The sequence below is a fragment of the Lysobacter soyae genome, from assembly GCF_019551435.1.
GTDB classification, from domain to species: domain Bacteria; phylum Pseudomonadota; class Gammaproteobacteria; order Xanthomonadales; family Xanthomonadaceae; genus Solilutibacter; species Solilutibacter soyae.
In genome coordinates this window covers 720,258-738,206 of sequence record NZ_CP080544.1, presented here as the reverse complement: position 1 = coordinate 738,206, position 17,949 = coordinate 720,258, and the positions used below count along the sequence as shown (strand labels likewise).

Sequence of the window (17,949 nt, the reverse complement as noted above, 5' to 3'; positions counted from 1 at the left end):
ATTATTTGCCCTCGCCGACGACAATGGTGATGTGGCTGGTGCGCTTGGTGATACGCGTACCGCGGCCCTTGGCACGTGCCATGAAGCGCTTCAGGGTCGGTGCTTCATCGACCATGATCGTCTTCACGCGCAGTGCGTCGGCATCGGCGCCGTTGTTGTTTTCGGCATTGGAAACGGCCGACCAGAGCAACTTGTGAATCATCGCTGCCGCCTTCTTGTCGCTGAACTTCAGCAAGTCGAGGGCGCGTGCGGCCGGGAGGCCACGGATTTGGTCAGCGACCAAACGGGCCTTCTGCGGGGAAATGCGCGCGGTGCGCAAAATCGCCTTGGCGTCATTAGTGTTCATAGCCATTTCCTTAGCGCCCCTTCTTGTCGCCGCCGTGACCCTTGAACGTACGGGTCAATGCGAATTCGCCAAGCTTGTGACCGACCATTTGCTCGTTGACGAGCACCGGCACATGGGCTTTACCGTTATGCACGGCAATGGTGTAACCCACCATTTCCGGCATGATCATGGAACGACGCGACCAGGTTTTGATCGGCTTCTTGGTGTTGCCGGCAGCGGCCTCCACCTTCGTGATCAGGTGGTGGTCGATGAACGGACCTTTCTTTAGTGAACGTGCCATCTTCTATCAACCCCTGCGATCGCGAACGATGAATTGCTGCGTGCGCTTGTTCTTGCGCGTCTTGTAACCCTTGGTCGGAACGCCCCACGGTGTAACCGGATGCGGATTGCCCTGACCAGCCTTTGCTTCACCACCACCGTGCGGGTGATCCACCGGGTTCATGGCTGCACCACGAACAGTCGGACGGATACCGCGCCAGCGCTTGGCACCGGCCTTGCCGAGCTTCTCGAGGCTGTGCTCGACGTTGCCGACTTCACCGATGGTTGCGCGGCACTCGACCGGCACGCGGCGCATTTCGCCGGAGCGCAGACGAAGCGTGGCGTAGCCTTGTTCGCGAGCGACCAACTGGACGCCTGCGCCGGCGGCGCGCGCCATTTGTGCACCCTTGCCCGGCTTCATTTCGATGCAATGCACCGTGGTGCCGACCGGAATGTTGCGCAACGGCAAGGTGTTGCCCGAACGGATCGGCGATGCCGAACCTGCGAGCACTTGGTCGCCGGCCTTCAAGCCCTTCGGCGCAATGATGTAACGACGTTCGCCGTCTGCGTACACCAACAAAGCGATGTGGGCAGTGCGGTTCGGATCGTATTCAATGCGCTCGACCTTCGCCGGAATGGCTTCTTTGTCGCGCTTGAAGTCGATGATGCGGTAATGCTGCTTATGACCACCGCCGATGTGACGGGTGGTGATGCGGCCGTAGTTGTTGCGACCACCGGTCTTACCCTTCTTCTCGAGCAACGGCGCGTACGGCGCACCCTTGTGGAGATCGGGCGTGACAACGCGGACTGCGCTGCGACGGCCGGGGGAGGTGGGATTAAATGTCATCAATGGCATGGGTCGTGTCCTCAGGCCTTGGCCATCACGTCGATGGACTGGCCATCAGCGAGCTTGACGTATGCTTTTTTCCAGTCGCTGCGGCGGCCGGCGCGTTGACGGAAGTTCTTGGTCTTGCCCTTCACGTTGACGACGTTCACCGATTCGACCTTGACTTCGAAGATCTGCTCGACGGCGGCTTTGACGTCAGCCTTCGTAGCAGTCGTTGCGATTTCAAAGACATACTGGTTGGAGAGTTCCTGCAAACGGGCGGTCTTTTCAGACACGCGCGGTGCGCGGATTACTGCGTATACATTCGTGGCGCTCATGCCAACCACTCCTCAATCTTCTTGACCGCATCTTCCGTCATGACGACGGTGTCGGAAGCGACCAATGCGACCGGGTCGAGACCCAGGACATCGCGCACTTCGACGTACGGAATGTTGCGTGCGGCGAGATACAGGTTCTCGCTGGCATCTTCGACCACGAGCAGCGGACGCTTGCCGGCCTTCAGATCAGCCAGCTTGGCAACCAAGCCGCTTGTCTTCGGTGCATCGACGTCAAACGCTTCAACGATGGTCAAACGGTTTTGACGGTTCAGTTCCGACAGGATCGACATGACCGCAGCGCGGTACATCTTGCGGTTGACCTTTTGCGCGAAGCTACGCGGCTTTGCTGCGAAGGTCACACCACCACCGACGAAGATCGGAGCAGTCAAGGCGCCGTGACGTGCACCGCCACCCTTTTGCTTCTTCGACTTCTTGGTGGTGCCGCTGACTTCCGAACGGGTCTTCTGGGCCTTGGTGCCCGAACGACCGGCGTTGCGGTAAGCGGTCACAACCTGCTGGACGAGGTCCTGGTTGAATTCGCGACCGAAGATGGCTTCGGAAACCGAGACCTTCTTGCCGCTACCGTTGATAACGAGTTCCATGATCAGACCCCCTTGCTCGTCGGACGCACGATGACGTCGCCACCCGGCGCACCCGGAACGGCGCCGCGCACGGCGATGAGGCCGCGTTCTGCGTCAACTTTCACGATGGCGAGACCTTGGGTGGTTTGCGTGTCTTGACCCATGTGACCCGACATCTTCTTGCCCGGGAAAACACGACCCGGCGTTTGGCGCTGGCCGATCGAACCGGGTGAGCGGTGCGACAGCGAGTTACCGTGGGTGGCGTCACCCATGCGGAAGTTCCAGCGCTTGATGGTGCCTTGGAAGCCCTTACCCTTCGTGACGCCTTGGACGTCGACGATTTGGCCCTCGCTGAAGATATCGGCCTTGATTTCGCCACCCACGGCGAAGTCGGCGATTTTTTCATCAGCGACGCGGAATTCCCACAAGCCACGGCCGGCTTCGACTTTCGCCTTGGCGTAGTGACCTGCACCGGTCTTGTTTACGAGTGCCGCACGCTTCACACCGGCGGTGACCTGGATCGCGGCGTAGCCGTCGGTTTCCGGGGTCTTCACTTGGGTGATGCGGTTCGGCGTTGCTTCAATCAGAGTCACCGGCACGGACTTGCCGTCTTCGGTGAACATGCGGCTCATGCCGGCCTTGCGACCGACGATGCCGAGCGAAAGAATTTTCGCGCTCATCTGTCAGTCTCCTCAGGTCAACTTGATTTGCACGTCGACGCCAGCCGCGAGTTCGAGCTTCATCAGCGCGTCCACGGTCTTGTCGTTCGGATCGACGATATCGAGCACGCGCTTGTGCGTGCGGGTTTCGTACTGATCACGCGCGTCTTTGTCGACGTGCGGCGAGGTCAATACGGTGTAGCGTTCGGTTTTGGTCGGCAACGGAATCGGACCACGGACTTGAGCGCCGGTGCGCTTGGCCGTTTCCACGATTTCGCTGGCCGAACGATCGATCAGTCGGTGATCGAAGGCTTTGAGCCTGATACGAATTTTTTGATCCGCCATGGCGGTGAATCCTCGGTTGAAAGAGCGAAGGCCAAGCAGCTAGGTGTGCCTGACCCGGGGCGCCGACCCTTAAAACCCGCAGGTTTTACGGTTTCGACGTATTGCAAATCCTTGAAACGACAAAGGCAGGCCCGGTTTCCCGGCCTGCCCAGACTGAAACGTAATCCGCGCCGCCCACGCATCTGTATGCGTGAGATCTTTGCGCGACAAGTCCCTGTCTGGCGAAGACGAGCAAGGCATCCTGCCGCTCATTTCGCGTCACTGCGGCGTGTTTTGACCCCTGTTGGGACACGTATTCGCAAGTGGTCTTACATTCTAACGGGTATTCAAGGCACTACGCAAGCCCCGCGAACAAAAAATTCACGGCTGCAGCCCAAACACCGGCACATATCATACACCCAACCCCTCCCCCCTTCTCCACTACGTGGAGAAGGTGCCCCGCAGGGGCGGATGAGGCGCTCCTAAATAAGCCCCCACTTACTCCAGTCCCTCACCCAAACCGCACCGTCAACATAGAAATAGACCCCCCATCCATCCCCTCCACCGGATAACTCGGCACCTCCCCCTCATAACTCGCCCCAAGCACATACAACAACGGCAAATAATGCTCCGGCGTCGGAATCGACAGCTCCGCATCCCGCCCCAAAGCGTCGTAATCCACCAAAGTCTGATGATCCCCCTGCTCCATCAGCTTGCGGGCCAAGGTCTCGAAACGGGTCGCCCAGTCAAACGGTTCCACCGGATGGCGGCCCCAGGCATAACTGTGGAGGTTATGCACGACGTCCCCGCTCCCCATCAGGAGAATGCCTTCGTCGCGAAGTGGACGGAGCTTGCGCCCCAACTCGTAATGGAAGGCCGGCGGTTTCGTGCTGTCGATGGAAAGTTGGACGACCGGGATGTCGGCATTCGGATAGACATGACAGAGTACGGACCAAGTGCCGTGGTCGAGACCCCAAGAAGAATCCGCGGCCACTGCAAGCGGTGCCAACAACTCTTGAACCCGTTTGACTAGATCCGCGTCGCCGGGCGCCGGATATTGGACGTCGAACAAGGGCTTCGGGAAACCACCGAAGTCGTGGATGGTTTTGGGCCGCGCGTTGGCGGTGACCGCCGTGGCCGGCACATACCAGTGCGCGGATACCGACAGAATGGCCCGCGGCTTGGGCAAGTCACGCCCGATGGCGCCCCAAGCACGCGCCCAATCGTTGTCCTCGATGGCGTTCATCGGGCTGCCGTGACCGAAGAAGAGTGTGGGCATGCGTGCGTTCATGGGATGCTCCTTGAATAGCTATCCAGCGTAGCAACTCGCGATTCGGCGTAGTAGCAGTGGCCGTGCGACACAGTGTTCCGAAAGCACGCTTTTCAAATGTTAAAGTGACCGACGCGACCAGGGACCGCCATGCCTTCATCTGAAGTTCTGCTGTTGATCGCCGATTTAGTCGGCACGTTCGTCTTTGCATTGAGCGGCGCGACTGTGGCTACACGAAAGCAGTTGGATCTGTTCGGCGTGCTCGTACTTTCTTTTGCCGCTTCAAGCGCTGGCGGTATTTGTCGTGACGTGTTGATTGGTGCAACGCCGCCAGCTGCATTGCGGGACTGGCGCTACTTGGCGGTGGCGATGGGTGCCGGTCTTATCACCTTCTTCTGGGCGCCCTTGATTGAACGCATGAAAACACCGGTGCGGATGTTCGATGCCGCTGGCTTGGGATTGTTTGCCGTTGCCGGCGCGCAGAAAGCCTTGGACTACGGATTGAATCCGGTGATGGCGGCGTTGCTTGGCATGCTCACCGGGATCGGCGGCGGGATGTTGCGTGATGTGTTGCTGGCCGATGTGCCGATGGTGTTGCGTGCGGATTTGTATGCGATTGCGGCGTTGGCTGGTGCGACCGTGGTGGTGGTTGGTATAGCGTTGGGCCTGCCGTCTGCGGCGGTGATGTTTGCGGGTGCGCTGCTTTGTTTTGTTTTGCGGATGTTGGCGGTGCGTAGGGGCTGGCATTTGCCCGTTGCGGGGACGGACAGGAACAAATGAGGTTCCCTCACTTGCTGAGCCCACATCTTCGCGGTGCATGTGAACGGCCGTTGATGTGCGGAGAAAGTTTTAAAGCATTGAGAATTTACGCAGTACAAATCGTTCGAAAACTGGAAGATGCACAATGAATAACATTGACTCAAGTAAGAGCATTAACGGCGGAACGCTTGGTTTCGAGGCGGACATGTTCAAGGCCGCTGACAAGCTGCGCGGTAACATGGAGCCGTCCGACTACAAGCACGTCGCGCTTGGGCTAATCTTCCTGAAGTTCATCTCCGATGCCTTCGAGGCCAAACACAATGCGCTTCTGGCCGAAGATGCGCAGGCCGCCGAGGACAAAGACGAGTACCTCGCTGACAATGTGTTCTGGGTACCCAAGGAGGCACGCTGGTCGCACCTGCAAGCCAACGCCAAGCTTTCCAGCATCGGCACTTTGATCGACGACGCGATGCGCGTAATCGAGAAAGACAACGAATCGCTGAAGGGCGTGCTGCCCAAGGACTACGCCCGACCCGCGCTCAACAAAGTGATGCTGGGCGAGCTGATCGACCTGATCTCCGGCATTGCGCTCAACGAGGAAGGTGACCGATCGAAGGACATTCTCGGGCGCGTCTACGAGTATTTCCTAGGCCAGTTCGCCGGTGCTGAAGGAAAGCGCGGCGGCGAATTCTACACCCCACGTTCCGTGGTGCGCGTACTGGTCGAAATGCTGGAACCGTACTCGGGCCGTGTATACGACCCGTGCTGCGGCTCGGGCGGGATGTTCGTGCAGTCGGAAAAGTTCGTGCAGGAGCACGGCGGCCGCATTGGCGACATTGCGATTTACGGGCAGGAGTCGAACTACACCACATGGCGACTGGCCAAGATGAACTTGGCCGTGCGCGGCATCGATTCCGACATCCGCTGGAACAACGAGGGCAGCTTCCACAAGGACGAACTGCGCGACCTCAAGGCCGACTACATCCTCGCTAATCCCCCATTCAACATCTCTGACTGGGGCGGCGAACGCCTGCGTGAAGACGTGCGCTGGAAGTTTGGTGCGCCGCCCGTAGGCAACGCCAACTACGCGTGGCTCCAGCACATCTACCACCACCTTGCACCCAACGGCACGGCGGGCGTGGTGCTCGCCAACGGCTCGATGAGCTCTAACCAGTCGGGCGAAGGCGACATCCGCAAGGCGATGCTCGAAGCCGACGCGGTGGATTGCATGGTGGCGCTACCTGGGCAGCTCTTCTACTCCACGCAGATTCCCGCGTGCCTGTGGTTCCTGGCCCGCAACAAGAACCCCGGCAAGGGCCTGCGTGACCGGCGTGGGCAAGTACTGTTCATCGACGCCCGCAAGATGGGCGTGCTGGTGGATCGCACCCGGCGCGAACTCACGGACGAAGATATCCAGAAGATCGCCGACACCTATCACGCTTGGCGCGGTGAGGAAGACGCTGGGGAGTACGCCGACGTAGCTGGCTTCTGTAAGTCGGCATCGATGGAAGACATCCGCAAACACGGCCACGTACTGACACCGGGACGCTATGTCGGCGCGGCGGAACAAGAAGGCGACGGCGAACCCTTCGAGGAAAAGATGCTGCGGCTCTCTGCGTTATGGCGCGAGCAGCGCGCGGATGCAGCAAAGCTGGATGCCGCAATTGATGCCAATCTCAAGGAGCTTGGGTATGGCGAATGATTGGCGCTCAGTCTCACTTGGGGAACTATTCAGGGTCAAGCATGGATTCGCTTTTAAGAGCGAGTACTTCACTGACGAACCGCAAGCCACTGTGTTGGTTACACCAGGAAATTTTGCTATTGGCGGAGGCTTTCAAGACGGAAAGCGCAAGTACTACCACGGTCAGTTGCCTGAGGACTACGTTCTAAAGCCGGGGCAAGTTGTCGTGACGATGACAGATCTCAGCAAAGAATCCGACACCCTCGGATACGCAGCGAGCATTCCAAACGATTCAACCATTTGGCTGCACAACCAGCGCATTGGTCTACTCGAATTTAAGAAGGAAATACCTACGTCGCCACGATTCGTTGAGTACCTATTGCGAACGCACGAATATCGCTCATGGATTGTCGGCTCTGCTACGGGAACAACGGTAAAACACACTGCGCCGGGACGAATCGAGAGCTTTACTACAAAAATTCCTCCTATCGAAGAGCAGCGCGCCATCGCCCGCATACTCGGCACGATTGACGACAAGATCGAACTCAACCGCCACGCAAACGAAGCACTGGAGGCGATGGCTCGCGCCTTGTTCAAGGCGTGGTTCGTGGACTTCGAGCCGGTGCGCGCCAAGCTGGAAGGCCGCTGGCAGCGCGGCCAATCGCTGTCCGGCCTGCCCGTGCACCTCTACGACTTCTTCCCCGACCGACTCGTCGAATCGGAGTTGGGGGAGATTCCGGAGGGGTGGGAAATGCGCTCTCTGGATTCGATTGCGAACTATCTAAATGGTCTTGCTCTACAGAAATTCCCACCCGAAAGCGAAGACGAGTTTCTGCCGGTTATCAAGATTGCGCAACTACGCGCCGGAAATACGACTGGGGCAGACAAGGCGAGCACAGAAATTAAGGCTGAATACGTCGTTGTTGATGGCGACGTGTTGTTCTCGTGGTCGGGTTCGCTCGAAGTTGAAGTGTGGAATGGTGGGCGTGGTGCATTGAACCAGCATCTGTTTAAAGTTACCTCCACCGAAGTGCCGAAGTGGTTCTATTTCTTCGCCACTCGTCATCATTTGTCCGATTTCCGCGCTATCGCTGCTGGCAAGGCCACAACAATGGGCCACATTCAGCGCAAGCACCTAACAGAAGCAAGGGTTGCCGTCGCACCACCGGAAAGCATGAAACAATTTGACGAAGTCATTGCTTCGCAATTCGATCAATTGGTCATCAACGCGCAGCAATCCCGCTCCCTTGCCCAATTGCGCGACACTCTGATGCCCAAGCTAATCTCCGGCGAACTGCGCGTCCAGGATGTTGAACGCATTCTCGGGGCTTGATCAGATGAAGCTTCAGCTCGACCCAAACAATTATGAGGCTTGTCCGACATACAACGAGTGGTTGGATGAGCAGTACTCAGAACAGACGGGCGGAAACCTCGAAATTTTTGGTTTTCAGCCAAGGCCAAGCTTCGTTCTTTTCACCATGAGTCCGGATACTTATGAAGCGACATTTTCGGACTTCACCCAACAGCGCGAAGAAGGAATTAAAGAATCCGTATGCAATCAATTTCCATCACCGATTGCTTACTATTTTTACCGATTCGAAAATGGGTACGAGAGCGATCTGCAACGCCTGCATCTTCTACGGGACACCTGGGAGTCGGTCATCGATATTCTTCATGCGCTAGCTGTGGCGGAATGTCGTCATCGAAATATTCCGGTCGTAGATCCGCTGAAGTTCAAGGATCTGTTCACTGATAGCGTTGCACAAAGGCTTGAAAACATCGAGAAAATCACTAGCCAGTTGAGTGCAGCAGGAATTTTCCCCTCCGTCGCAAAAATCTCACCAGCGGCGACACTTGCTGCGATGAAGGAGCTCAACCAGTCTCGAAATGCCTTCTCTCATAGCGCGGCACAGTCTGAGGTACAGGCGCGGAGCTGGATTACCGAATGCTATGTAGATGTAGTGGAAGTACTTGCAGATCTTGATGGACTAGAAGACATCCAGATTGTTCGATATTTAGGTCAGGTTGATGGGACAACTCTGCGATGTGAAATATTCCGCGGGCATAGCTCCACAAGGACAATCCAGAACATCAAAATTAGCCATCAGCAAATGCTGGAGTCTGCGAAATATTTTCAGCAAGGACAAATGCTCGTTATTGCTGATGGGCTTATTTTTGGCCTTCGCCCGTTGATTTACTTTCGCGAGGACGGCGTCGGTCACTCTACTCGTCTTTGCATATTTAGAAAGACACGCGGGGAAGACCCCGATAGGCGGCTTGAGTACGAAGTTATTGGTGAAGCCACGCGTCACGAAGAAAGCCGAAAAAACTTCGCAACAGAAATAAATGAGTTGCGGGGGGTTTTTGGGTTAGAGGCTGAATAGAAATGTACAAATTCAGATTCGCAGGAGAACAATAATGGCTTTTCTATCTGAGGCCGCCGTCGAGCAGGCGTTGCTGGATCAGCTGCGAGCTCTCGATTACGTCGTCGAACGCGAGGAGGACATTGGCCCAGATGGACACCGACCGGAGCGCGAGAGTCACGATGAGGTCGTGCTCAAGAAACGATTCGAGGACGCCGTTGCGCGTCTGAATCCTGGTTTGCCATTGGAGGCGCGTCATGAAGCCGTCCGGCGCGTGATGCAGTCCGATCTGCCATCGTTGCTCGAAGAGAACCGCCGCCTCCACCAGCTGATGACGGAAGGCGTGGACGTCGAGTACTACGCCGACGACGGCACGCTGACAGCGGGCAAGGTCGCGCTCATCGACCTCGAAAACCCGGAGCAGAACGACTGGCTGGCGGTAAGCCAGTTCGTGGTGATCAACGGCCAGAACAACCGGCGACCCGATGTGGTGGTGTTCGTGAACGGCTTGCCGCTGGGGGTGATTGAGCTGAAAGCTCCAGGCAGCGCGGGGGCGCATCTGCTGGGCGCGTTCAACCAGCTTCAGACCTACAAGAAGCAGATTCCGGCGCTGTTCAACACCAACGCGCTGCTGGTTACGTCAGATGGTATTGCGGCCCGGGTGGGGTCACTGTCGGCAGACGTTGAACGCTTCATGCCGTGGCGCACTACCGATGGCACGGACGTTGCACCGAAGGGCGCGCCGGAACTTTCAACACTGATTGATGGTGTGTTCGAGCATAGTCGACTGCTCGACCTGCTCTGTCACTTCACAGTCTTCGGCGAAACCGGTTCGGGGCTGGCCAAGATCATCGCGGGCTACCACCAGTTCCATGCAGTGCGACACGCGGTGGCATCGACTGTTCGTGCTTCGATGGCAGTGGAGGGAGTGGCAGAAGACCCTGTTGGCTACGGTTTGCCAAGTGTGAGGACTCAACGTCAAGGCGATAAGCGCGCGGGCGTGATTTGGCACACCCAGGGCTCTGGCAAAAGCCTGCTGATGGCGTTCTACGCTGGGCAGCTGGTCAAACACCCGGCAATGGCCAACCCGACGTTGGTGGTGCTGACTGACCGCAACGACCTCGACGATCAGCTCTTTTCTACCTTCTCTAGGTGCCGCGATCTGATCCGGCAGACGCCCGTGCAGGCCGAGAACCGAGAAGATCTTCAGAAGGTTTTGAGCCGGGCATCTGGCGGCGTGATTTTCACGACCTTGCAGAAGTTCGGCGAGGTTGCGGAGCCGCTCACTACCCGTCGCAACGTGGTCGTCATCGCGGATGAAGCGCACCGCAGCCAATACGGCTTCAAGGCCAAAGTGGACGCGAAGACCGGCGAAATCTCCTATGGCTTTGCCAAGTACATGCGCGACGCTCTGCCGAACGCATCCTTCATCGGCTTTACCGGTACGCCCATCGAAGCGGACGACGTCAATACCCCGGCGGTATTCGGCAACTACATCGATGTCTACGACATCAGCCGTGCGGTCGAGGATGGTGCGACCGTTCCGATCTATTACGAGTCGCGGTTGGCGCGCATCGAACTCGACGAGGACGAGAAGCCGAAGATCGACGCCGAGGTTGACGATCTGACTGAGGAGGACTCCGAGGTCGACCAGGAGCGCTTCAAGAAGAAGTGGTCAACGGTTGAAGCTCTGGTTGGCAGCGATAAGCGCCTTGCTTTGGTGGCCAACGATATGATTGCCCACTTCGAGGACCGTGTGGCAGCCCTTGATGGCAAGGCGATGGTGGTGTGTATGAGCCGTCGCATTTGCGTGAAGCTCTACGACGAGATCATCAAGCTGCGACCCGACTGGCACAGCACCGATGACAACGCAGGTGCTGTTAAGATCGTGATGACGGGGGCCGCGAGCGACCCGCAGGAGTGGCAGCAGCACATTGGCAACAAGGCCCGGCGTGATCTGTTGGCGATGCGTGCGCGCGATCCCAAAGACCCGCTCAAGCTCGTGATCGTTCGGGACATGTGGCTCACCGGCTTTGACGCACCGTGCATGCACACGATGTACGTGGATAAGCCGATGAAGGGGCATGGCCTAATGCAGGCGATTGCACGTGTGAACCGTGTGTTCCGCGACAAGCCCGCAGGACTGATCGTGGACTACATCGGCATTGCGCAAAGCCTGAAGTCCGCTCTACAACAGTACTCCAAGAGCGACCAAGAAAACACCGGCGTCGACGAAGCGCAGGCCATCGCAGTGCTGATGGAGAAGTACGAGGTCGTGCGGGACATGTACCACGGCTACGACTATGCGTCGGCGATTGGTGGTACGCCCCAAGAGCGCTTGGTAATGATGGCTGGCGCCATCGAGTGGATTCTTGGTCTGCAGCAGAAGCTGGCTGAGAAGGAAAGAACGGCGGAGGGTAAGAAGAACGCTCACCGCCGATACCAGGATGCCGTGCTCGCATTGTCCAAGGCTTACGCTTTGGCCTCTGCCTCTGACGAGGCGCGAGAAATTCGAGAGGAGGTTGGCTTCTTCCAGGCGATTCGCGCTGCATTGGTCAAGAGCAGTTCAGGGTCTGGCATGGCCCAGCAGGAGCGCGAATTGGCTATCCAGCAAATCGTAAGCCGTGCTGTGGTTTCGACCGAGATCGTAGACATCCTGGCGGCTGCAGGAGTCAAGAGCCCGGACATCTCCATCCTCTCCGACGAGTTCCTTGCCGAAGTGCAACAGATGGAGAAGAGGAATCTTGCTCTGGAAGCATTGCGCAAGTTGCTGAACGATGGGATTCGCTCGCGCAGCAAGGCCAACGTGGTGCAGACCAAGGCCTTCTCGGAACGCCTAGAAGACGCTATGGCGCGCTACCACGCCAATGCGATCACGACCGCAGAGGTGCTGCAGGAGCTGATCCAGTTGGCCAAGGACATCCGTGCGGCACGCCAGCGGGGTGAAGAGCAAGGGCTGTCCGACGAGGAGATTGCCTTCTACGATGCACTTGCCGAGAACGAAAGCGCCATTCAGATGATGGGCGACGACAGGCTGAAACTTATCGCTCACGAGCTGCTGGTCAGTCTGCGCGAAAACGTCTCCGTCGATTGGGCGCACCGCGATTCGGCAAGAGCGCGGATGCGCGTGTTGGTGAAGCGCATCCTGAGAAAGTATGGCTATCCGCCTGATTTGCAGGATGCGGCAGTGCAGACCGTGCTGCAGCAAGCTGAGGCGTTGTCATCGGGGTGGTCGGTTCGCATCGCTGAACTACCCAATAAGCATTCGCGATAACCGTCACGTCGGTAACGCAAGAACAAAGGGAGCCTGAGGGATATGGCACGCATTGAGAACCACCAATACCGCTTTGAGGAGGCATTGCGATAGTGCTTCAATATAGTCTTGGACTACAAGCGCGAGTAAGTCTGGGCGGACAAGGAAGTGCATCAGCTGCTGGCAGACATGGGGAATTTCATCCACCTGAAATCGCCATATCTGCAACTCAATAAACCGCCGGGGCGTTTGTTCTACTGTTTTTTGCAAATCGGTTTTTTAATTGGTTCAAGCCGACAGTTAGGATCAATTCGATGTCAAACCTACCTGAAGGTTGGCAGCGACTTAACTCGAGTGCTTTAGATGTATGGTGCATTTATGGACACTTTCGAGGAAATGAAGCTGCATTTGGAACAGGCGGAGGACGCCCAGAATCATAGGGCGAAACTAGAGCATTTGGTTACTGCCCGCGGCTTGCTCCAAGAACTTGTAGACGATGCCGAACACGATATTGCAGATAAATCTAAGAATTTGTACGGTTTATATCTACAGCGTTGCCTAAACCAGTTCACACAAACTGCACCCGTCACTTTTGAGATTTATAGAGGCCTACTAAGGCTCGTCAATCCTGGCTCGGATTCTACTCGCTATATATTCGGTCACGACATCGGCGTGGTTTCGGCTTTCAACGAATTCAACAAGCGCCACAGCTGGATTCCAAACTTTGAGTTCAAAGTCTAGAGCCGCAGTATCCGCACGCCACCCTAACGCGACGATTTACCAACTCAAGAATGACCTACTCGAGCCCGCTTAGAGACAGGACACTTATTGTCGCAATGATCTGAAGATCAGCATTGCCGCAGGGGCATTCTGATGCTCATTGCCGACTCCGCGACCCGCGTCGATAGATTTGATTTGAAGTAAGTCACGTTGGATGCCAACTGTCCGCTGCAAGAAGCACTTCGAGAAGAACGCTCAGACCATGTGATCTTCCATCATAAAACTCTGGAGGTTTGCAGGTCTAAAGTGGGCTTCAATATCCAAGCGCTCAGTCACATACTGGAGGAGCTCTCGCTTCTCCGCGTCAAGTATTGCCAATTCCGATGGCTCGATGGCTTCCTGTCAATGCGTCAAAAGCTGTATAGGCAACCCGAAGGCAACCTTTAGAGCCGCTTGAATATGATGCTCAATCTAACGGATTGTTGGACCGATCAATCGTTTGTCGGGGAATACGATGTCACCGGTCACCATCTTGGATGCATCATTCAACGAGTCTGCTGGTTCCATCTGTGGGAGCGGAAAACATAACTTGGATAAACGTTGTGTTGCGCGAAAGCGGACGGGTTTCTGGGAATCTACCGCAATGGATGGAGTATCAAGGACGGGCTTACGGAGTTTGTATCGGCAGCGACAGCCTTGTTCGGTTTTACAACATGGTCATGATTATCAGTGCAGCAGCGACCCTTCAGAAGGGCACGACAACATAGAATTCCTTGTCGATCCCTCGAGTGTTGTCGGGAAAACGCGGACGACAGTCCCGCAAGCCTTGCGAACAACGGGTGGGCGCAGGCAGCCCAAACAATGGTAAGGAGTTTGGTGGAGCCAGGGAGGATCGAACTCCCGACCTCGTCATTGCGAACGACGCGCTCTCCCAGCTGAGCTATGGCCCCGTAGGTACGGTTTGATCATACATAAAAAAATCCCCCGCTTTTTTGAGCGGGGGATTTTTTTGGGTTTATCAAGGGTGGGCTTTTTTAGGAGCGCCTCATCCGCCCCCTTTGGGGGCACCTTCTCCACGTAGTGGAGAAGGGGTTGGGTTCCTTCTCCACTTTGTGGAGAAGGAGGGGGATGATTACTTGATGATCTTCGAGACCACGCCGGCGCCGACGGTACGGCCGCCTTCGCGGATCGCGAAGCGCAGACCTTCGTCCATGGCCACCGGGTTGATCAAGCTGACAACCATCTTCACGTTGTCGCCCGGCATCACCATTTCAACGCCTTCCGGCAATTCAACCGCACCGGTGATATCGGTGGTACGGAAGTAGAACTGCGGACGGTAACCCTTGAAGAACGGCGTGTGACGGCCACCTTCGTCTTTCGACAACACATACACTTCGGCTTCGAAGTCGGTATGCGGGTTGATCGAACCCGGCTTGCACAACACTTGGCCGCGCTCAACGTCGTCACGCTTGGTACCGCGCAACAGCAAACCTGCGTTGTCGCCTGCTTGACCTTGGTCCAGCAGCTTGCGGAACATTTCAACGCCGGTCACGGTCGTCTTCTGGGTCGGACGGATACCGACGATTTCGATTTCGTCACCAACCTTGATGATGCCGCGTTCGATACGGCCGGTCACCACGGTGCCGCGACCCGAGATCGAGAACACGTCTTCCACCGGCATCAGGAACGGCTTGTCGATGTCGCGTTCCGGTTCCGGAATGTACGAATCCAACGCGTCAACCAACTTCAGGATGGCCGGCACGCCGATGTCCGATTGGTCGCCTTCCAAAGCCAAGCGAGCCGAACCGTGCACGATCGGGGTGTCGTCGCCCGGGAAGTCGTACTTCGACAGCAATTCACGGACTTCCATTTCGACGAGTTCGAGCAGCTCGGCGTCGTCAACCATGTCAGCCTTGTTCAAGAACACCACAATGTGCGGCACGCCAACTTGGCGCGACAGCAGGATGTGTTCGCGGGTTTGCGGCATCGGGCCGTCAGCGGCCGAGCACACCAGGATCGCGCCGTCCATCTGCGCTGCACCCGTGATCATGTTCTTCACGTAGTCGGCGTGGCCCGGGCAGTCAACGTGCGCGTAGTGGCGCGTCGGGCTTTCGTATTCAACGTGCGCGGTCGAGATCGTGATACCACGGGCCTTCTCTTCCGGCGCGGCGTCAATCGCCGAGTAGTCTTTGAATTCACCACCGAAACGCTCTGCGCCAACCTTCGTCAGTGCTGCCGTCAAGGTCGTTTTGCCATGGTCAACGTGACCAATCGTGCCCACGTTCACGTGCGGCTTCTTGCGCTCAAACTTTTCCTTTGCCATTTCTCTTCTACCTGATTGGAGAATTTAAATTGGGGTCTGTCTGGCGACAGACCCATTGCATGATTACTTTTTCTTCATCGCCTGTTCAGCGATGTTCGACGGGGCTTCGGCGTAATGGTCGAATTCCATCGAGAAGGTCGCGCGGCCTTGCGACATCGAGCGCAAGGTGGTGGCGTAACCGAACATTTCACCCAGCGGGATCATCGCGTTGATGATCTTGCCCGACGGGCTGTCGTCCTGACCCTGCAGGATGCCGCGACGACGTGACACGTCGCCCATGACGTCACCGAGGTAGTCTTCCGGGGTCACGATTTCGACCTTCATGATCGGCTCGAGCAACACAGGCGATGCCTTGTTGAAGCCTTCCTTGAAGCCCATGGAGCCGGCGATTTTGAACGCCATTTCCGAGGAGTCGACTTCGTGGTACGAGCCGTCGAACAGCTTGACCTTGACGTCAACGATCGGGTAACCGGCGAGGATACCGTTGGCCAAAGCTTCCTGGATGCCCTTGTCGACAGCCGGGATGTATTCCTTCGGCACCACACCACCGACGATCGCGTTTTCGAACTCGTAACCTTGGCCGGCTTCTTGCGGCGAGATTTCGAGCCACACGTGACCGAACTGACCCTTACCACCGGACTGGCGAACGAACTTGCCTTCCGACTTGACGGTCTTGCGGATGGTTTCGCGGTAAGCCACCTGCGGCTTGCCGACGTTGGCTTCCACGTTGAACTCGCGCTTCATGCGGTCGACGATGATGTCGAGGTGCAATTCGCCCATGCCCGCGATGATGGTTTGGCCGGATTCTTCGTCGGTACGCACGCGGAACGACGGATCTTCTTGCGCCAAACGGCCCAAAGCGATACCCATCTTTTCCTGGTCCGACTTGGTCTTCGGTTCGACCGCCATCGAGATGACCGGCTCCGGGAACACCATGCGTTCGAGGATGATCGGCGCGTCCATCGAGCACAAGGTGTCACCGGTGGTGACGTCCTTCAAGCCGACGGCTGCGGCGATGTCGCCTGCCAACACTTCTTTGATTTCTTCGCGGTTGTTCGAGTGCATTTGCAGCAATCGACCGATGCGTTCCTTCTTGCTCTTGACCGAGTTCAAGACTTGGTCGCCGGCATTCAGGGTGCCCGAGTACACGCGGAAGAAGGTCAGCGAACCCACGAACGGGTCGGTGATGATCTTGAACGCGAGCGCCGAGAAGGGGTCTTTGTCAGACGACTTGCGGGTCATTTCAACCGTTTCGTCGTCAACGTCGAGGCCCTTCACGTCCGGCACGTCGACAGGCGACGGCAGGAGTTGGATCACGCCGTCGAGCATGGCTTGCACGCCCTTGTTCTTGAACGCGGTGCCGCAGTACATCGGCACGATTTCGGTCTTCAAGGTGCGTTCGCGCAATGCGTTGACGATTTCGGCTTCGGTCAGCTCTTCGCCGCCGAGGTACTTGTCCATCAGCTCTTCGTTGGCTTCAGCCGCGCTTTCCACCATGAAGGCGCGCGCTTCTTCGGCTTCGGCTTGCAATTCGGCCGGAATGTCCTTGTATTCGAACTTCATGCCTTGCGAAGCGGTATCCCAATGAATCGCTTTCATCTTCAGCAAGTCGACAACGCCTTCGAAGTTGTCTTCAGCGCCGATCGGCACTTGCATCGGCACCGGCACGGCACCGAGGCGCGACTTCAATTGGTCACGAACCTTGAGGAAGTTGGCACCGGTGCGGTCCATCTTGTTGACGAACGCGATGCGCGGCACGTGGTACTTGTTGGCTTGGCGCCACACGGTTTCCGACTGCGGCTGCACGCCACCGACGGCGCACAACACGAACACGGCACCGTCGAGCACGCGCAAGGAGCGCTCCACTTCGATGGTGAAGTCAACGTGGCCGGGGGTGTCGATGATGTTGAAGCGGTGTTCCGGCAAGGACTTGTCCATGCCTTTCCAGAATGCCGTGGTCGCAGCGGATTGGATCGTGATACCACGTTCCTGTTCCTGCTCCATCCAGTCCATGGTGGCGGCACCATCGTGCACTTCACCGATCTTGTGGCTCTTGCCGGTGTAGAACAGGATGCGTTCAGACGTAGTGGTCTTGCCGGCATCGATGTGAGCCATGATGCCGAAATTGCGATAGCGTTCGATAGGAGTGGTGCGTGCCACGGTCGTCTCTCTCTTTGTGTTTTGACCGGAAGGAAATCCTTACCGGTAAATGCCCAAACGCCGCCCATGGGGCGGCCTCTGGATGGAT

Annotated in this window: 16 protein-coding genes and 1 tRNA gene; 6 read left to right on the top strand and 11 right to left on the bottom strand. The window is 57.1% G+C overall.

The window, feature by feature from the left end:
- Position 1: 1 nt before the first annotated feature.
- The 8 genes from rplV to ygiD all read right to left on the bottom strand — a co-directional run bounded on the left by rplV (position 2) and on the right by ygiD (position 4,623).
- A complete protein-coding gene (gene rplV, locus H8L67_RS03445; RefSeq protein WP_220380376.1) occupies positions 2–346 on the bottom strand; it encodes a 50S ribosomal protein L22 in 345 nt (114 codons plus the stop codon).
- Positions 347–356: 10 nt separating this feature from the next.
- Complete coding sequence (gene rpsS, locus H8L67_RS03440; protein ID WP_166295399.1) at positions 357–626, bottom strand: 30S ribosomal protein S19; 270 nt, start codon at positions 624–626, stop codon at positions 357–359.
- 6 nt (positions 627–632) lie between these two features.
- Complete coding sequence (rplB, locus tag H8L67_RS03435) at positions 633–1,460, bottom strand: 50S ribosomal protein L2 (RefSeq protein WP_220380375.1); 828 nt, start codon at positions 1,458–1,460, stop codon at positions 633–635.
- Positions 1,461–1,471: 11 nt separating this feature from the next.
- The gene (gene rplW, locus H8L67_RS03430; RefSeq protein WP_166295397.1) at positions 1,472–1,768 is read right to left on the bottom strand and encodes a 50S ribosomal protein L23; all 297 of its coding nucleotides are present in this window, start codon (positions 1,766–1,768) and stop codon (positions 1,472–1,474) included.
- On the bottom strand, positions 1,765–2,370 hold the full coding sequence (rplD, locus tag H8L67_RS03425) for a 50S ribosomal protein L4 (protein ID WP_220380374.1): 606 nt from the start codon (positions 2,368–2,370) through the stop codon (positions 1,765–1,767). The genes rplW and rplD overlap by 4 nt, the downstream gene beginning before the upstream one ends.
- Before the next feature lie 2 nt (positions 2,371–2,372).
- Entirely contained in the window at positions 2,373–3,029 is a 657-nt protein-coding gene (rplC, locus tag H8L67_RS03420; RefSeq protein WP_220380373.1) for a 50S ribosomal protein L3, read from the bottom strand.
- A 12-nt stretch (positions 3,030–3,041) separates the two neighbouring features.
- A complete protein-coding gene (gene rpsJ / locus H8L67_RS03415; RefSeq protein ID WP_076586709.1) occupies positions 3,042–3,353 on the bottom strand; it encodes a 30S ribosomal protein S10 in 312 nt (103 codons plus the stop codon).
- 490 nt (positions 3,354–3,843) lie between these two features.
- Positions 3,844–4,623 (bottom strand): 4,5-DOPA-extradiol-dioxygenase, encoded by a 780-nt coding sequence (gene ygiD, locus H8L67_RS03410; protein WP_220380372.1) that lies wholly within the window; start codon positions 4,621–4,623, stop codon positions 3,844–3,846.
- 129 nt (positions 4,624–4,752) lie between these two features.
- Between ygiD and H8L67_RS03405 the strand changes: the two genes are divergently transcribed.
- From H8L67_RS03405 to H8L67_RS03380, 6 genes are all read left to right on the top strand, one after another.
- Positions 4,753–5,382, top strand: coding sequence for a trimeric intracellular cation channel family protein (locus H8L67_RS03405; RefSeq protein WP_220380371.1), 630 nt, complete (start codon positions 4,753–4,755; stop codon positions 5,380–5,382).
- 124 nt (positions 5,383–5,506) lie between these two features.
- Positions 5,507–7,063: a class I SAM-dependent DNA methyltransferase gene (locus H8L67_RS03400; RefSeq protein WP_220380370.1), complete on the top strand. Its 1,557-nt coding sequence runs from the start codon at positions 5,507–5,509 to the stop codon at positions 7,061–7,063.
- Positions 7,053–8,375, top strand: a complete 1,323-nt coding sequence (locus H8L67_RS03395; RefSeq protein WP_255556023.1) for a restriction endonuclease subunit S — start codon at positions 7,053–7,055, stop codon at positions 8,373–8,375. The genes H8L67_RS03400 and H8L67_RS03395 overlap by 11 nt, the downstream gene beginning before the upstream one ends.
- On the top strand, positions 8,350–9,426 hold the full coding sequence (locus tag H8L67_RS03390) for a hypothetical protein (RefSeq protein WP_220380369.1): 1,077 nt from the start codon (positions 8,350–8,352) through the stop codon (positions 9,424–9,426). Before H8L67_RS03395 ends, H8L67_RS03390 begins: the two co-directional genes overlap by 26 nt.
- A 34-nt stretch (positions 9,427–9,460) precedes the next feature.
- Entirely contained in the window at positions 9,461–12,679 is a 3,219-nt protein-coding gene (locus tag H8L67_RS03385; RefSeq protein ID WP_220380368.1) for a type I restriction endonuclease subunit R, read from the top strand.
- A gap of 357 nt (positions 12,680–13,036) precedes the next feature.
- Positions 13,037–13,399, top strand: coding sequence for a glypican family protein (locus H8L67_RS03380; protein WP_220380367.1), 363 nt, complete (start codon positions 13,037–13,039; stop codon positions 13,397–13,399).
- An 853-nt stretch (positions 13,400–14,252) separates the two neighbouring features.
- Here H8L67_RS03380 and H8L67_RS03375 read toward each other — a convergent pair.
- From H8L67_RS03375 to fusA, 3 genes are all read right to left on the bottom strand, one after another.
- A tRNA-Ala gene (locus tag H8L67_RS03375) sits at positions 14,253–14,328 on the bottom strand.
- A 182-nt stretch (positions 14,329–14,510) separates the two neighbouring features.
- Positions 14,511–15,701: an elongation factor Tu gene (tuf, locus tag H8L67_RS03370; RefSeq protein ID WP_220380357.1), complete on the bottom strand. Its 1,191-nt coding sequence runs from the start codon at positions 15,699–15,701 to the stop codon at positions 14,511–14,513.
- Positions 15,702–15,764: 63 nt separating this feature from the next.
- Complete coding sequence (gene fusA, locus H8L67_RS03365; protein WP_220380366.1) at positions 15,765–17,861, bottom strand: elongation factor G; 2,097 nt, start codon at positions 17,859–17,861, stop codon at positions 15,765–15,767.
- Positions 17,862–17,949 lie beyond the last annotated feature (88 nt).

Excerpts from the sequence above, each read along its gene's own strand:
- rplV (WP_220380376.1), bottom strand. The coding sequence starts at position 346 with ATGAACACTAATGACGCCAAGGCGATTTTGCGCACCGCGCGCATTTCC.
- rpsS (WP_166295399.1), bottom strand. The coding sequence starts at position 626 with ATGGCACGTTCACTAAAGAAAGGTCCGTTCATCGACCACCACCTGATC.
- rplB (WP_220380375.1), bottom strand. The coding sequence starts at position 1,460 with ATGCCATTGATGACATTTAATCCCACCTCCCCCGGCCGTCGCAGCGCA.
- rplW (WP_166295397.1), bottom strand. The coding sequence starts at position 1,768 with ATGAGCGCCACGAATGTATACGCAGTAATCCGCGCACCGCGCGTGTCT.
- rplD (WP_220380374.1), bottom strand. The coding sequence starts at position 2,370 with ATGGAACTCGTTATCAACGGTAGCGGCAAGAAGGTCTCGGTTTCCGAA.
- rplC (WP_220380373.1), bottom strand. The coding sequence starts at position 3,029 with ATGAGCGCGAAAATTCTTTCGCTCGGCATCGTCGGTCGCAAGGCCGGC.
- rpsJ (WP_076586709.1), bottom strand. The coding sequence starts at position 3,353 with ATGGCGGATCAAAAAATTCGTATCAGGCTCAAAGCCTTCGATCACCGA.
- ygiD (WP_220380372.1), bottom strand. The coding sequence starts at position 4,623 with ATGAACGCACGCATGCCCACACTCTTCTTCGGTCACGGCAGCCCGATG.
- H8L67_RS03405 (WP_220380371.1), top strand. The coding sequence starts at position 4,753 with ATGCCTTCATCTGAAGTTCTGCTGTTGATCGCCGATTTAGTCGGCACG.
- H8L67_RS03400 (WP_220380370.1), top strand. The coding sequence starts at position 5,507 with ATGAATAACATTGACTCAAGTAAGAGCATTAACGGCGGAACGCTTGGT.
- H8L67_RS03395 (WP_255556023.1), top strand. The coding sequence starts at position 7,053 with ATGGCGAATGATTGGCGCTCAGTCTCACTTGGGGAACTATTCAGGGTC.
- H8L67_RS03390 (WP_220380369.1), top strand. The coding sequence starts at position 8,350 with ATGTTGAACGCATTCTCGGGGCTTGATCAGATGAAGCTTCAGCTCGAC.
- H8L67_RS03385 (WP_220380368.1), top strand. The coding sequence starts at position 9,461 with ATGGCTTTTCTATCTGAGGCCGCCGTCGAGCAGGCGTTGCTGGATCAG.
- H8L67_RS03380 (WP_220380367.1), top strand. The coding sequence starts at position 13,037 with ATGGACACTTTCGAGGAAATGAAGCTGCATTTGGAACAGGCGGAGGAC.
- tuf (WP_220380357.1), bottom strand. The coding sequence starts at position 15,701 with ATGGCAAAGGAAAAGTTTGAGCGCAAGAAGCCGCACGTGAACGTGGGC.